This is a genomic window from Mycobacterium sp. OAS707 (genome assembly GCF_014873705.1).
Taxonomy (GTDB): domain Bacteria; phylum Actinomycetota; class Actinomycetes; order Mycobacteriales; family Mycobacteriaceae; genus Mycobacterium.
Window position 1 is genome coordinate 220423 of sequence record NZ_JADBDS010000003.1, and the last position, 13384, is coordinate 233806.

Consider the following 13384-nt stretch of genomic DNA (forward strand, 5'->3'; position numbering starts at 1 on the left):
GTCAGACGCTAACGTGCGCGCTCTTCGGCAGATCGTTGGATCCCGCAGTGTGAATCCGCCGGTAGACCACGGCACGCCCGCCGTCTTTGGGCGCGAACGCGACACCGCGACTGTGCATTCGTTCGGGACGCGCCGACGTCGGCGCGAACCGAAACTCGCGCAGCAGCGTGCGCAATACGACGTTCATCTCCATGTTCGCGAACGCGGCGCCAAGGCATCGTCGCATCCCGCCGCCGAACGGCACCCACGAATACATATCGGGGCTCACCGCGAGGAAGCGATCCGGATCGAATCGCTCCGGGTCTGGGTAAGCGTTCTGATGTGTCAGCGGAATGTCGACCTGCACGGTGTAGCCGTGCGGGATCACCCACGGCCCCAACGGCATTGTCGGCGCGATGACTTGTCGCGCCGCGCCGTCGATCACGGGCCGATTGCGCTGAACTTCGTGAATGGTGGCTTGCAGCAGGTCCGATCCGCCCGCGTCGACCTCATCGACCAACCGCGACAACACATTCGGATGCCGACGCAATCGCTCGACTGCCCACGCCAGTTGTGTGGCCGTGGTTTCGTGGCCGGCGGCAAGCAACGTGAACAGCTCGTCGGCGAGGTCGCTGCGCGACATAGCAGTGCCGTCTTCGTATCGCGACTGCAGCATCAGCGACAGCACGTCGTCACGCTGTTCGAGATTCGGGTCGGCTACGACGCGATCGATCAGCGACCCGACCATCTTGTCGAATTCCCTTCGCAGACCGAGGAATCGCCCCCATGGGCTCCATGGACCGAGGTCGCGATGCAGCCACGGCAGGAACACCAGTTGGGACCCCAGTTCCACCAACGGAGGCATCACCGTGCGCAACGCGTCGAACTCGGCACCCTCGGCGCCGAACACCGCCCGCAGGATCACGTTCAGCGTGATGCGGTTGGTCGATGGCAGTACCGCGAACTCCCGACCCTCGGGCCAGGTGGCGACCTCTTTGAGCGTCTCCTCCTCGACCAGACCCTCATAGGCTCGCATCCGCTTGCCGTGGAACGGCGGCACCAGCAGCTTGCGGCGTCGGCGATGCGCGTCGTCCTGCAAGCCGAAGGTCGAGCCCGGGCCAAGCACCAGGTCCAGATTGGGCTCCACATTGCGGACGACGTCGGTTTTCGTCTGGAAGAACTGCTTCACCTGCGCCGGATCGCTGATGATCACCGTTGGTCCGAAGAACGGCAGCCGGACAGTGAACGCGGTGCCGTAACGCTTGCGGAAGGCCTGCATCATCCGCCTTCGCGAGGCGATGTACGCCAGACCCTGAATCGGCACCGGCCACCGTGGCCCGGGAGGCAGGTTCGCCACCGTCACGACACGGTCACCTCGGACGGGACGTTCGTCTGACTGCGTCGCCTGAGGACGGACTCCAGCCGACCGAGAATGTCGTAATAGCGCGTCGGCGCAAGGCGACCGAGCGTATCGAAGAGGTACGCGTCCGGCCCGACCAGGATGCGCGCCTTGCCCTGTTCCACGCCGCGGTGGATGATCTCGGCGGCCTTGTCGGGTTGGGTCAGTGTGATCGCGGCGAACTCCTGCACCATCTGATCGTGGCTGCGGCCGCGACCCTCGGGATCCTTGCGAAACCTGGCATTGCGCACGATGTTGGTGTTGATGCCGCCGGGATGGACGTTGATGGCGGTCACCCCGGTGCCGCGCAACTCCTGCCGCAGTGAATCGGTGAACCCGCGCACCGCGAATTTGGCTGAGCAGTAAGCGCTTTGGTTGGGCATGCCCACCAAGCCAAAAACGCTCGACGTGTTGACGATCGCCCCTTCGTTCTGCTCGACGAGGATCGGCAGAAACGCGCGCGTGCCGTTGACCACGCCGTGGAAGTTGATGTTCCACAGCCAGTCGTCGTCCTCCGGGACCGCATCAAGAACGCTGGAGGCGGTGGCGACGCCCGCGTTGTTGAACACCGCACCGATCGGCCTGGGCGCCCACGAGGCCACCTCGCCGGCGAAGGCGCGCTGCGCTTCGGCGTCGGCCACGTCGAGCACCCGCAGCAGTGCGGGCCCGCTCAGCGAGGCTTCGGTCTCCTTGAGCCCCTTCTCGTCGATATCGGCGATCGCGACCGGGCAGCTGTGCGCCGACAGTCGTTGCGCCAGAGCACGACCGATGCCGGATGCCGCACCGGTGATGACGGCGGTGCGGCCGCTGATGGTCCGTTTGGTGCTCATGCGTGCTCCTCGGAATGGGTGACGGTTGCCGAAGTGGCGTGTTCGGTGATCAGGTCGATGATTCGGCCCCACGCCCCGATGGGCAGGTCATGGCCGAGGCCGACGAGGGTCTCGAGGCGGGCACCGCGGATCGCGCGCGCCGTCGCCGCTCCGCCGGTCGGATGCACCATGCGATCGCGGTCGCCGTGGATGACCAAGGTGGGCACGTCGATGTTGCGAAGTTCGGCAGTGCGGTCGCCGGAGGCGAAGATGCCCGCGAGCTGGCGGGCGATACCGGCGGGGCTCGGATCCCGGTCGTATGCGATGCCCGCATACTCGCGAACCGCATTCTCGTCGAACGGAAAGCCATGAGAACCGATGTGGGAGAACATCATCGCAGCGCGGTCCATCGCCTCAGCGCGGGTGCGCGGAGGACGCGACGTCAGCATCCGGCGCCAGGTCGAGAGCGCCGGGCGGCCGACACGGCGCGCACCGGTGTTCGACATGATCGATGTCAGCGTGCGGACCCGGCCCGGGTGGTGTGCGGCGACGGTTTGGGCGATCATGCCGCCCATCGAAATGCCGACCAGGTGCGCGTCTGAATAGCCGAGCGCGTCGAGCAGTCCGACGGTGTCGCGCGCCATGTCGCCGAGGTGGTACTCGTTGCGGCCGCGCAGGGTCGCCAAAGGACTCGGCGGCCGATACGTCATATGGGTGGACCGGCCCGCATCGCGGTTGTCGAAGCGCGTGACGCGATAGCCGCGGCCGGCCAGTGCGGTGACGAAATCACTTGGCCACGAGTGCAACTGCTGCCCGAGGCCGGCGATCAACAGGATCGGCGGGTCAGCGGGGTCGCCGGTTTGGTCGTAGCACAGTTCGATGCCCCGGCCGACGTCGACCAGCACCTCCTCACCGGCGGTCATGCCGAGACCCGCTGCGTCTGGCCGGCCCGCGATGCCGACTTGATGGCGCGTCGATACACGACGGCGCGGCCGCCGCGCGCGGGTGCGGTGGCGACCCCGCGCGAGTGCAGACGCTCACCGGGCGCGTATGTCGTCCCGAACTCGAACTCTCGCAACAGTGTCCGCAATGTCACATTCATCTCCATATTCGCGAAGGCCGCACCGATGCAGCGGCGCACTCCGCCGCCGTACGGAATCCATGCGTAGTTGTCGGGCGGGTTGTCCTTGAATCGGTCGGGATTGAACGACTTGGCGTCGGGGAAGCTGCGCTCGGAGGCGTGCGCAAGCGAGATGCCGGCGAGCACCGCATGGCGCTCGGGAATGACCCACTCACCCAACCGGATTCGGGTCTTCGTCATTCTGGCGGTGCCGTTGATCACCGGGCGGGTGCGCTGCACTTCCCAGATCGTGGCCTGCACCAGGTCGGATTGCCCCGCGTCGACCTCGGCGGTCAAACGCGAGAGCAGCCGCGGGTGGCGGCGCAGCCGCTCGACCGTCCACGCCAGCGTTGTCGCCGTGGTCTCGTGGCCGGCGGCGAGCAGGGTCAGCAGTTCGTCGGCGATGTGGTCGTCGGAGATCGGCGAGCCGTCGTCGTAGCGCGCCTGCAGCATCAACGTCAGAACGTCGTTGCGCTCGTCGAACTTCGGGTCGTTGCGGATGTCCGCGATCAGTCGGCGGATGATCCCGTCATAGCGCTCGCGATTCGCCATCAGCTTGCCGCCCGGGCTGAACCGACCGAAGTCGCGCCGCAGGACCGGCGGCATAACGGCAAACCGGGAAGCGTGCAACACCATGTCGGGCAGCAACTCGCGCAGTTCGTCGAGCGCGGCGCCCTCGGCGCCGAACACGGTCCGCAGGATCGCGTTGAGCGTGATGCGCATCATCGACGGCATGGTCTCGAATTCCCGGCCCTCGGGCCACGACGCGGTCTCGCGGAGCACCTCCTCCTCGATGATCCCTTCGTAGGAGGCCATCCGCTTGCCGTGGAACGGCGGAACCAGAAGCTTGCGGCGCTCGCGATGCTCGGCCCCGTCGAGGCTGAAGGTCGAGCCGGGACCGAACATTTCGCCGAGCACCCCGGCCCGGGCGATGAGGTCGGTGTTGGTGGTGAAGAGATCCTTGATCAAGGCCGGGTCGCTGACCACTACGGTCTCACCGAAGATCGGTAGCCGCAGTGTGAAGGCCGACCCGTACCGCCTGGCCAACGCGGCCACCGACTTCTCGCGGGCGGCCACGAACCCGACCCCTTGGAGAAGCTTCGGTATCCGCGGCGCCGGTGGCAGCCGCACCGGGTCTGTGGTCGCCACAGCCATCCATTCACCTCCGTTGGCGGTACTCCCAGGTACCGGGTCACGGTACGCCTAGGTACCGATTCGCACAAGCCCCCTTTCCACACGCGTCTAATAGTGGTACCTTCTGGTACCGAGGCTGGTACAGGGTAGTACCGGAACCCAGGCGAGAGGCAGCGTCGATGTCACAACCAGTGGAAACAGTGGACGTCTTGATCGTCGGAGCGGGGTTGTCGGGCGTCGGCGCCGCCTGCCAGCTGCGCCGCGAGTGCCCCGACAAATCAGTGGTCGTACTGGAGGCCCGCGACGCCATCGGCGGCACCTGGGACCTGTTCCGCTACCCCGGCATCCGGTCGGACTCCGATATGTTCACGCTCGGCTACCGGTTCTCACCCTGGACCGATCCGAAGGCCATCGCCGACGGGCCCAGCATCCTGCGCTACATCCATGACACCGCCCAGAGGTACGGCGTCGACAAGCTGATCCGAACCAATCACCGTGTGGTCAACGCCAGTTGGGACAGCGACGACGCGCGCTGGACCGTCGACGTGCATCGCACAGACACCGACGAGCGGCACACGATCAGCTGCTCGTTCCTGTACGTCTGCACCGGCTACTACCGCTACGACGAAGGGTTCAGCCCGACTTTCCCTGGTGTGCAAGGCTTTCGCGGTCCGGTGATCCATCCGCAGCACTGGCCGGAAGACCTCGACTACCGCGGCAAGCGCATCGTGGTGATCGGCAGCGGCGCGACCGCGGTGACACTAGTGCCCTCGCTCGCCGAAGAGGCTGCGCACGTGACAATGCTGCAGCGTTCACCGACATACGTCGCATCGCGGCCCGCCAGCGACCCGATCGCCGACTGGCTGCGGGCACGGCTGCCGCAGCAGCTTGCCTACGCGATTGTGCGGTGGAAGAACGCATTACAGGCGATCGCGATCTTCAACCTGAGCCGCCGTAGGCCCGAGATGATGAAGTCGATGCTGCGCAAGGACGCGATCAGGCGACTGCCCGAGGGCTACGCCGTCGACACACATTTCGCCCCGACCTACAACCCGTGGGATCAGCGGATGTGTTTGGTGCCCGACGGTGATTTGTTCACCGCCATCAGTGAGGGTCGCGCATCCGTCGTCACCGACCAGATCGACACCTTCACCGAAACCGGCATCCGGTTACAGTCCGGCGCCGAGCTCGAGGCCGACATCGCGGTCAGCGCAACAGGATTGAACCTGCTCGCCATCGGCGGGATGCAGCTGGAGGTCGACGGACGCATCGTCGACTTGTCAAACACGGTGTCCTACAAAGGGATGATGCTCTCCGGTGTGCCGAACTTCGCGTGGACCATCGGCTACACCAATGCATCGTGGACGCTGAAGGCCGATCTGGTCGCCGAGTACGTGTGCCGACTGCTCAAGCACATGGACACAGCAGGCTACGCATCGGTCACACCTGACGCGGCGGGCACCACAACGGCCGGCCCCTTCCTGGATCTGGCGTCGGGCTACGTCAAGCGCAGCCTCGCCGAACTTCCCAAGCAGGGCGATCGGGCGCCATGGCGACTGCACCAGAACTACGTCAAGGACGTGCGACTGCTACGTCGCGGCCCGATCGATGACGCCGTCGTATTCGCACCGGCCGTCTCAGCACGGGTCAGGAGCATGGCGTGATGCGGGTTGTCGACTAGTCGGTCTGATCGCGCGGCGTCAGCAGCGCAATCGAGGCGTCCACCGCTTCCTCGGTGATGTCGCTCATCTGGCCACCTTCTTCGACGGTGATCGCGGCTAGTTCGCGGAGGCCGCCGAGCAGCATGATGATGCGTTGACGGGAAACGGGAGCGATGCCGGCGGCGCGGAATTCGTCGGTGCCGCCGAGTGCCTGCACCATTTCGATGAAGTTCTCGGTCGCGTCGCGCTGCAACCGGCGCGCAGCCTCGCCGAGCGACGGCACGTCGCGAAACCAGCTGAGCATCAGCGGGGACCGGGATTCGCCCGTGGAGATCCAGGCCTCGATCGCCTGCCGCACCTGGGTTCGCCATGGCGCGTGGGGGTCGACGGCCGCTGCGATCTGCCGAACCTGCGCGTTGTTTGCATCGTGAAGCAATGCGACGAAGCAGGCTTCCTTGGTGTCGAAGTGCTCGTAGAACGTGCGCCGCGACGTGCGCGCGCGCCGCACGATGTCGGCGACGGTCGTGCGCGAGTAGCCGTCCTCGGCAACCGATGCTTCGAGCGCGTCGAGCAGGCGCTGGCGGAAGTTGCTCTTCTCCTCGCCTGCGCGTTGTCCCGCCGTCTTGGCTGCGGTCACCGGCTCGCCCTCATCTCGCAGCCATCGTACGGCGGGCGCGCGTCAGCGCTGCGGGATCAGCATTTCAGGCCGACGTGAACTGTCGTGGTGGTCTGCATGTTGGGCACCCCGGTCAGCGGGTTGCCTGTGGGTGCCTGCCGCGTCTGAACCGGCCGAACCGATGCGACCGTGCACTGGCTGATCGGTCCCGAGCCCACCTTGTTGAGGATGACCTGGCTGCCCTGAGCCTGCAGGCGCGCGATGGTCTCAACGGCTGACGACGGGCCGGCAGGCGCCGCGCCGGCGGTAGCAGAGCCAAACGTCAGCGATCCGGCCAAGCCGCCCAGCATGATTGCCGACGCCGCAGCAATGCGTTTGGAATTCATTGTGTTTCTCCAATCAAAGTTGTTGTGACACTTCGAGATTAAGAACGCCCGGCGCGGGTCGGCAATAAAGTCATAGACCACGCATAGAAACGCGACGTGATCGGGGACACGTCTTTATGTGTTGTCTATGAATTCCTTGTCGCTGTGCGTATTCCGCGAATAGCTTCGATGAAGGCAACGCCGCCACACAGCTCGCACCGCTCGACGCGGACGTAATGCGCTGGGCTCTAATTCTTCTGACGCTTTGCCAGCGAACGCACCGATAGCGCTGCGCGACCGAACAAAGGAGACTCCGATTCTGCAACTTCGCGAAGCTCAACCCCGCGCCGAAGAACCGGCGCCCACATGGCGGGACCGCGCCCGGCCGCTACTTCGGTATGACCTACCGGCGTCGCTGGTGGTGTTTCTGGTCGCGTTGCCGCTTTCCCTCGGCATTGCGGTGGCCTCTGACGCCCCCGTGCTGGCCGGACTGATCGCTGCCGTCGTCGGCGGCATCGTCGCCGGGGCGCTGGGTGGCTCGCCGCTGCAAGTCAGCGGCCCTGCGGCCGGACTGACCGTCATCGTCGCCGGGCTGGTCGGCGAATTCGGCTGGGCGGTCACGTGCGCAATCACCGTGTGCGCAGGCATTCTTCAGGTCATCTTCGGGATGAGCGGGGTCGCTCGGTCCGCGCTGGCGATCTCCCCTGTCGTCGTGCACGCGATGCTCGCAGGCATCGGCATCACCATCGCGCTTCAGCAGGTACATGTGCTGCTCGGCGGCGAGTCACACAGCTCGGCGTGGAACAACGTCACCGACCTGCCATCGCAGTTGCTGACCGTCGAGCCCGCCGGTCTGTTCCTCGGCGTGCTCGTGATCGCCGTGATGGTGGCGTGGCGGTGGGTGCGGGGCCCGCTGTCGAAGGTGCCCGGTCCGCTCGTCGCGATCGTCACCGCGACGCTGGTCTCGGTTGTGCTACCGATCGACGTGGCCCGCATCCAGATCGACGGCTCGCTCCTGGATGCGCTCCAACTCCCCGCACTGCCCGACGGCAAGTGGGGCGCGTTCGCCACCGGTGTGCTCACCGTCGCGCTGATCGCGAGCGTCGAAAGCCTGCTCTCGGCGGTGTCGGTCGACAAGATGCACCGCGGGACGCGCACCGACTTCAACCGCGAACTGGTCGGCCAGGGCGCAGCGAACATCGCCTCGGGCGCTATCGGAGGCCTGCCCGTCACGGGCGTCATCGTGCGCAGCACGGCCAACGTCACCGCCGGTGCCCGCACCCGCGCCTCGACGATCATGCACGGCGTCTGGGTATTGGTGTTCGCAGTGCCGTTCGCGGGCCTGGCCCGCCAGATCCCAAGCGCGGCACTGGCCGGGCTGCTCATCGTGATCGGCGTGCAACTGGTCAAGCGCGCACACATCGAAACCGCCCGCCGAACCGGCGACATCGCGGTCTACCTCGTGACGATCCTCAGCGTCGTCTTCCTCAATCTGCTGGAAGGCGTGCTGCTGGGGCTGGCGCTGGCGGTGATGCTGACGGTGTGGCGGGTCATTCGGGTCCGGCTGCGCGCCGAGCAGATCAGCGCCGACGAGTGGCGTGTCGTCGTCGAAGGCTCGTGCACGTTCCTCTCGCTGCCCCGGTTGACCGCCACCCTGGCGTCCGTTCCGCCCGCGACCAGGGTGACGCTCGAGCTGACCGTCGACTTTCTGGATCACGCCGCACACGAGGCGATCGCCCAGTGGCGCCAGCAGCATGAGGCATCCGGCGGATCGGTTCACATCCACGACGTCGGCGCCCTGGAAGTAGGCACCACGGTCGACGGTCCACCTGCCCGGGCGTTCGCACCGATCGACAAGCGTGTCGGTGTAATGCCATGGAACTCTTGGCAACACGGCGAAGCGGACGGTTCACGGCGCCACAATGGACAGAGCCGGTCGGTGCTCACCGGGCTGGCGGTCTACCACCGGCGAACTGCCCCGCTGCTCAGACCGCACATGCGCGAACTGGCGCATGGCCAGCGCCCGGAAACATTGTTCATCACCTGCGCTGACTCCCGCGTGGTGCCCAACGTGATCACCAGCAGCGGGCCCGGCGACCTGTTCACCGTACGCAATGTCGGCAACCTGGTGCCTGCGGGCGACGGCGATGCGTCCACCCAGGCCGCGATCGCGTTTGCCGTCGGAAAACTGGCGGTCTCCTCGATTGTGGTCTGCGGGCACTCCGGTTGCGGCGCGATGAACGCACTGATCGCACCCGGCGCAGGGAGTCCCACCGACGCCTATCTGCGGCCGTGGCTGGCCAATGGCCAACCCACGCTGACGGCTTTCGCAGATGGCACGCATCCGGTGGCGCAGTCAGCCGCCGAAGCCGGCTTCGACACCGTCGACCAACTCAGCATGGTGAACGTCGCGGTGCAGGTCGAGACGCTGCTGCGGCATCCGCTGGTTGCCGAGGCACATCGACAGGGTCGCGTCGAAGTGCTCGGACTGTTCTATGACATCGCCAGCGCGCGGGCGCTGCAGGTCAGCCCCACCTATGTGCTGCCGTTCGAGGTCCACGAGAGCGTGTAACGGTTAGCTGGTCGAGGTCGGCGCTGGCGCGAGGTTGCGCGCCAGCGTCGGCCTCGTTGACCTACGCCGTGGCGTTACAGGAGACATCCACGTAGACGGCGGTGTGCCGCGTCGGGTCCAGTTGGCGGCCATGTGCGTCGATATTGGAGTCACGCAACCCGTGCACGCCGGTCGTAATGCATTGCGATAGAGGCCCGTTCGGTGCCGAGTTGAGATGCACGGTGTAGCCCTGCTCCTGCAGCCAGTCAATGGTCTCGGTGGCCGGCCAGCCGCCGGTGGGCGAGGCAGCCGCGACGGGGGCGAGTCCAATCGCAGCAGAAGCCGCCACACCGACAGCTATCGCGAAGATCTTCATTGTTCTCCTTTGTCCGTATTGCATTGCCAGACAACACATGTCGTCTACATCCGATCCTGACCGCGCGTGCCGGGCTTGTCGCCGAACTCATCGCGAACTCATATGTCTATGGAAAGGGCTGTGCAGCAAGGTGATTACCGCCACATACCGCCACATCAGGACGGCACCTTAGAAAAGGCTATGAATTCCGTGACAACGGTCTGTGCAGTCCGCACGATGGGTGTATGACACCGCCGTCCGCGCCTGCGCCCAACCGTCCACGTCAGGCCATCCTGGGTCAGTTGCCCCGCATTGAGCGCCTGGATGGCTCACCGATCCGCGTTCTGCTGGTGGACGACGAGCCTGCGTTGACGAACTTGGTCAAGATGGCACTGCACTACGAGGGCTGGACCGTGGACGTGGCGCACGGAGGTCGCGAGGCGGTCGCCAAATTCGACGAGCTGGGCCCCGACGTTCTCGTACTCGACATCATGCTGCCCGACGTCGACGGCCTGCAGATCCTGCGGCGGGTTCGCGAAGCCGAAACCTATACGCCGACCTTGTTTCTCACCGCGCGCGATTCGGTGTCCGACCGTGTCATCGGACTCACCGCCGGCGCCGACGACTACATGACCAAGCCGTTCAGCCTGGAGGAACTAGTGGCCAGGCTGCGCGGTCTACTCCGGCGGACCAGCTACCAGGAGGCCGTCCACGGCGAGCAGCTCAAGGTCGGCGACCTGGTGCTGTCCGAAGCCAGCCGTGAGGTCACCCGGGCGGGCGAGCCCATCTCGTTGACAGCGACCGAGTTCGAGCTGCTGCGCTACCTGATGCGCAACCCACGGCGTGCGCTGAGCCGGGCCGAGATCCTGGAGCGGGTCTGGAATTACGGGTTCGACGGGCGATCGAGCATCGTCGACCTCTACATCTCGTATCTGCGCAAGAAGATCGACGCGCGGCACGAGCCGATGCTGCACACGGTCCGCGGCGTCGGCTACATGTTGCGCCCGCCTCGATGAGACCCGCGCACGGCGGGCGCCGATGGTGGCCGCGCTCGGTGCGCCAGCAATTGGTGCTGGGCGTTTCGGCGGTCGTCTCCGTTGTGTTGTTGACCGTCGGGGTGGCGTCGGTGCTGATCCTGCGTACGTTCGTGACCAACATGACCGATACAGCGGTTGCGACTTCGCTTGGGGCGCTTGATCATTCAATCGCAAAGTTGGACAGCAAGCAGGCCGCGGTCACCGACGAGGCAATCAAGCACTTCACCGGTCACGCGCCGGGAAGTTTCGTCGCCGTCGTGCGCGACGGCACCGTGATCGCCTCGGCAGTGTTTTCGGAAGGTGAACCACAGTCCGCGCCGCCCGACGTCATTGCGGCGATCGAGGCCGAAGCGTGGCACGGCGGGCCGCCGCGCACGGTCAAGCTGGCGAGCCTTGGCAAATACCGGGTGCAGAGCACCATATCCGCGGCGGGCAACACGCTCGTGGTGGGAACGTCGATGGCCCCGGCCAACGAGGCAGTAGCCCGCAAGGTCGCGACGACGGTCGTCCTGATAGGCGCCGCGCTGATAGTCACATGCGCGGGAACAGCTTTGGTGGTCCGGTATGCGCTTCGGCCATTGCGCCGCGTCGCAGCGACGGCAGCCAACGTCGCTGCCCAACCCCTCACATTGGACGCCCACCGGATCACCGCCAGGGTGCGCTACGCCGATCCGGACAATGAAGTGGGCGTGGTAGGCGACACGCTGAACCGGTTGCTCGAGAACGTCGATGCGGCACTGGTCCATCGCGCCGAATCCGACCGCAGGACAAGGCAATTCCTCACCGACGCCAGCCATGAACTGCGCACACCATTGGCCGCGATCCGGGGCTACGCCGAACTCACCCGCCAGGACAGCGCCGACCTGCCGCCGACGAGCGAGTACGCGTTGGCGGGCATCGAGACTGCGGCACACCGGATGACCCGGCTGGTCGACGAACTGCTGCTGCTCTCCAGGCTCGACGAAGCTCAGGACCTGGAGACCGAAGACGTGGACCTGGTCGATGTGACCATGCAAGCGGTGAACGACGCCGTGGTGTCGGGGCCCGGCCACCGATGGTTGACCGACCTACCCGAGCGCCCGGTGTGGGTGCGTGGGGACCACGCCCGGCTGCATCAGCTGGTGAGCAACCTGCTGACGAACGCACGCGTGCACACGCCGGCCGGGGTGACGGTGACCACGAAGATCATGCACGGCGCGAATGCCGACGGTCCCTACGCCGAACTGACGGTCACCGATGACGGGCCGGGAATCGACCATGAACTTCTGCCGCACCTGTTCGAGAGATTCGTGCGGGCGGACGAGGCACGGTCGCGCCAGTTGGGTAGCACGGGACTTGGCCTGGCGATCGTGTTGTCGATCGTCGAAGCACACCATGGCTCGGTGTCTGTTGAATCCGACGATGAGCGAACGTCATTTCGGGTCCGCATTCCGACAATCGGTGCTTCCACCGCGTGGTGGCCAGGGCCGGGATCGAACCGGCGACCTTCCGCTTTTCAGGCGGACGCTCATACCAACTGAGCTACCTGGCCGGAAGGCACCCAACTCGCCCAAGTGCCTCGCCATGACTGGCGACCCTGACGGGACTTGAACCCGCGACCTCCGCCGTGACAGGGCGGCGCGCTAACCAACTGCGCCACAGGGCCTTGCTTTGCGACTCCATCGTACGAGGCGCCGCGTGTACCCCCTACGGGATTCGAACCCGCGCTACCGCCTTGAAAGGGCGGCGTCCTAGGCCGCTAGACGAAGGGGGCCAGCCGAATCTCTCCGGGGTACTCCCAACGCTGTGACGCTGGGAGCCTCGATAGCTTAGGGTACCGGGACCCCAATCCTCAAACGAGATGCCCTCAGGGACGCAGTATCCTGTTCACTCGTCGCCCCTATAGCTCAGTTGGTAGAGCTACGGACTTTTAATCCGCAGGTCGCAGGTTCGAGCCCTGCTGGGGGCACCAGCGTCGGACTACGCAGTTCGCGCCGTGGCGATGTCGTCGGCCAGCGGTGCGACGGCGCCGATGATCTTGCCGACGATCTCCTGGGGTACCCCGGCGGCCGACAGGCTGTCGGTCAGGTGCCCTGCGACCAGATTGAAGTGGTCCATCGTGATGCCGCGGCCCTGGTGCACCTGTCGCATCGGCGCCCCGGTGTAGGACTCCGGCCCGCCGAGCGCCGCGGCGAAGAACTCCGCCTGCTTGCCTTTCAGCCGCGCCATGTTCGTGCCGGTGAAGAACCCGGCCAGCTCGTCATCGGCCAGCACCCGGTCGTAGAAATCGGCGACAACCGCTTCGAGTGCCTCGGCGCCACCGATCTGCTCGTAAATGCTTGTCATGCCGATCCAGGAAACGCGCGACCGATTGCCGCC

General features: G+C 65.9%; 11 protein-coding genes, 4 tRNA genes and 1 pseudogene. 5 read left to right on the plus strand and 11 right to left on the minus strand.

The genetic code is table 11. The features are described from left to right. Position 1 precedes the first annotated feature (1 nt). From GGC64_RS19155 to GGC64_RS19170, 4 genes are read right to left on the minus strand one after another with little or no spacing between them, the layout of a single operon-like run. Positions 2–1342, minus strand: coding sequence for a cytochrome P450 (locus GGC64_RS19155; protein ID WP_192724142.1), 1341 nt, complete (start codon positions 1340–1342; stop codon positions 2–4). Continuing rightward, positions 1339–2208 (minus strand): SDR family oxidoreductase, encoded by an 870-nt coding sequence (locus tag GGC64_RS19160; protein ID WP_192724143.1) that lies wholly within the window; start codon positions 2206–2208, stop codon positions 1339–1341. The genes GGC64_RS19155 and GGC64_RS19160 overlap by 4 nt, the downstream gene beginning before the upstream one ends. Then, positions 2205–3110 (minus strand): alpha/beta fold hydrolase, encoded by a 906-nt coding sequence (locus tag GGC64_RS19165; protein ID WP_192724144.1) that lies wholly within the window; start codon positions 3108–3110, stop codon positions 2205–2207. The genes GGC64_RS19160 and GGC64_RS19165 overlap by 4 nt, the downstream gene beginning before the upstream one ends. After that, positions 3107–4462 (minus strand): cytochrome P450, encoded by a 1356-nt coding sequence (locus tag GGC64_RS19170; RefSeq protein ID WP_192724145.1) that lies wholly within the window; start codon positions 4460–4462, stop codon positions 3107–3109. The genes GGC64_RS19165 and GGC64_RS19170 overlap by 4 nt, the downstream gene beginning before the upstream one ends. 158 nt (positions 4463–4620) lie before the next feature. On the opposite strand from GGC64_RS19170, the gene GGC64_RS19175 reads away from it, so the two are divergent. Continuing rightward, the gene (locus GGC64_RS19175) at positions 4621–6105 is read left to right on the plus strand and encodes an NAD(P)/FAD-dependent oxidoreductase (protein WP_192724146.1); all 1485 of its coding nucleotides are present in this window, start codon (positions 4621–4623) and stop codon (positions 6103–6105) included. Between the two features lie 13 nt (positions 6106–6118). Here GGC64_RS19175 and GGC64_RS19180 read toward each other — a convergent pair whose 3' ends face one another. Together GGC64_RS19180 and GGC64_RS19185 are read right to left on the minus strand one after the other, a co-directional pair. Further along, the gene (locus tag GGC64_RS19180) at positions 6119–6739 is read right to left on the minus strand and encodes a TetR/AcrR family transcriptional regulator (RefSeq protein WP_192724147.1); all 621 of its coding nucleotides are present in this window, start codon (positions 6737–6739) and stop codon (positions 6119–6121) included. Between the two features lie 56 nt (positions 6740–6795). Continuing rightward, on the minus strand, positions 6796–7104 hold the full coding sequence (locus tag GGC64_RS19185; RefSeq protein ID WP_192724148.1) for a hypothetical protein: 309 nt from the start codon (positions 7102–7104) through the stop codon (positions 6796–6798). A 295-nt stretch (positions 7105–7399) separates the two neighbouring features. Between GGC64_RS19185 and GGC64_RS19190 the strand changes: the two genes are divergently transcribed. Further along, entirely contained in the window at positions 7400–9655 is a 2256-nt protein-coding gene (locus tag GGC64_RS19190; RefSeq protein WP_192725178.1) for a bifunctional SulP family inorganic anion transporter/carbonic anhydrase, read from the plus strand. Between the two features lie 61 nt (positions 9656–9716). Here the strand turns inward: GGC64_RS19190 and GGC64_RS19195 are convergent, their stop codons facing one another. Next, positions 9717–10010 (minus strand): PepSY domain-containing protein, encoded by a 294-nt coding sequence (locus GGC64_RS19195; protein WP_192724149.1) that lies wholly within the window; start codon positions 10008–10010, stop codon positions 9717–9719. 224 nt (positions 10011–10234) lie between these two features. Here GGC64_RS19195 and GGC64_RS19200 point away from each other — a divergent pair, with 224 nt between their 5' ends. Both GGC64_RS19200 and GGC64_RS19205 read left to right on the plus strand, forming a co-directional pair. After that, on the plus strand, positions 10235–11005 hold the full coding sequence (locus GGC64_RS19200; protein ID WP_192724150.1) for a response regulator transcription factor: 771 nt from the start codon (positions 10235–10237) through the stop codon (positions 11003–11005). Next, a pseudogene (locus GGC64_RS19205) lies at positions 11002–12501 on the plus strand (sensor histidine kinase); the annotation flags it as partial. The gene GGC64_RS19200 and the pseudogene GGC64_RS19205, both read left to right, overlap by 4 nt. Here GGC64_RS19205 and GGC64_RS19210 read toward each other — a convergent pair. From GGC64_RS19210 to GGC64_RS19220, 3 genes are all read right to left on the minus strand, one after another. Then, a tRNA-Phe gene (locus GGC64_RS19210) sits at positions 12481–12557 on the minus strand. The pseudogene GGC64_RS19205 and the gene GGC64_RS19210 overlap by 21 nt on opposite strands. A 37-nt stretch (positions 12558–12594) precedes the next feature. Then, positions 12595–12671: transfer RNA gene (locus GGC64_RS19215), tRNA-Asp, on the minus strand. A 35-nt stretch (positions 12672–12706) separates the two neighbouring features. Beyond that, positions 12707–12779 (minus strand) — tRNA-Glu (locus GGC64_RS19220). Between the two features lie 122 nt (positions 12780–12901). Between GGC64_RS19220 and GGC64_RS19225 the strand changes: the two genes are divergently transcribed. Then, a tRNA-Lys gene (locus GGC64_RS19225) sits at positions 12902–12977 on the plus strand. An 8-nt stretch (positions 12978–12985) separates the two neighbouring features. Here the strand turns inward: GGC64_RS19225 and GGC64_RS19230 are convergent. Beyond that, a complete protein-coding gene (locus GGC64_RS19230) occupies positions 12986–13351 on the minus strand; it encodes a group 1 truncated hemoglobin (RefSeq protein ID WP_192724151.1) in 366 nt (121 codons plus the stop codon). Positions 13352–13384: the final 33 nt, after the last annotated feature.

Excerpts from the sequence above, each read along its gene's own strand:
- GGC64_RS19160 (WP_192724143.1), bottom strand. The coding sequence starts at position 2,208 with ATGAGCACCAAACGGACCATCAGCGGCCGCACCGCCGTCATCACCGGT.
- GGC64_RS19165 (WP_192724144.1), bottom strand. The coding sequence starts at position 3,110 with ATGACCGCCGGTGAGGAGGTGCTGGTCGACGTCGGCCGGGGCATCGAA.
- GGC64_RS19170 (WP_192724145.1), bottom strand. The coding sequence starts at position 4,462 with ATGGCTGTGGCGACCACAGACCCGGTGCGGCTGCCACCGGCGCCGCGG.
- GGC64_RS19175 (WP_192724146.1), top strand. The coding sequence starts at position 4,621 with ATGTCACAACCAGTGGAAACAGTGGACGTCTTGATCGTCGGAGCGGGG.
- GGC64_RS19185 (WP_192724148.1), bottom strand. The coding sequence starts at position 7,104 with ATGAATTCCAAACGCATTGCTGCGGCGTCGGCAATCATGCTGGGCGGC.
- GGC64_RS19195 (WP_192724149.1), bottom strand. The coding sequence starts at position 10,010 with ATGAAGATCTTCGCGATAGCTGTCGGTGTGGCGGCTTCTGCTGCGATT.
- GGC64_RS19200 (WP_192724150.1), top strand. The coding sequence starts at position 10,235 with ATGACACCGCCGTCCGCGCCTGCGCCCAACCGTCCACGTCAGGCCATC.
- GGC64_RS19230 (WP_192724151.1), bottom strand. The coding sequence starts at position 13,351 with ATGACAAGCATTTACGAGCAGATCGGTGGCGCCGAGGCACTCGAAGCG.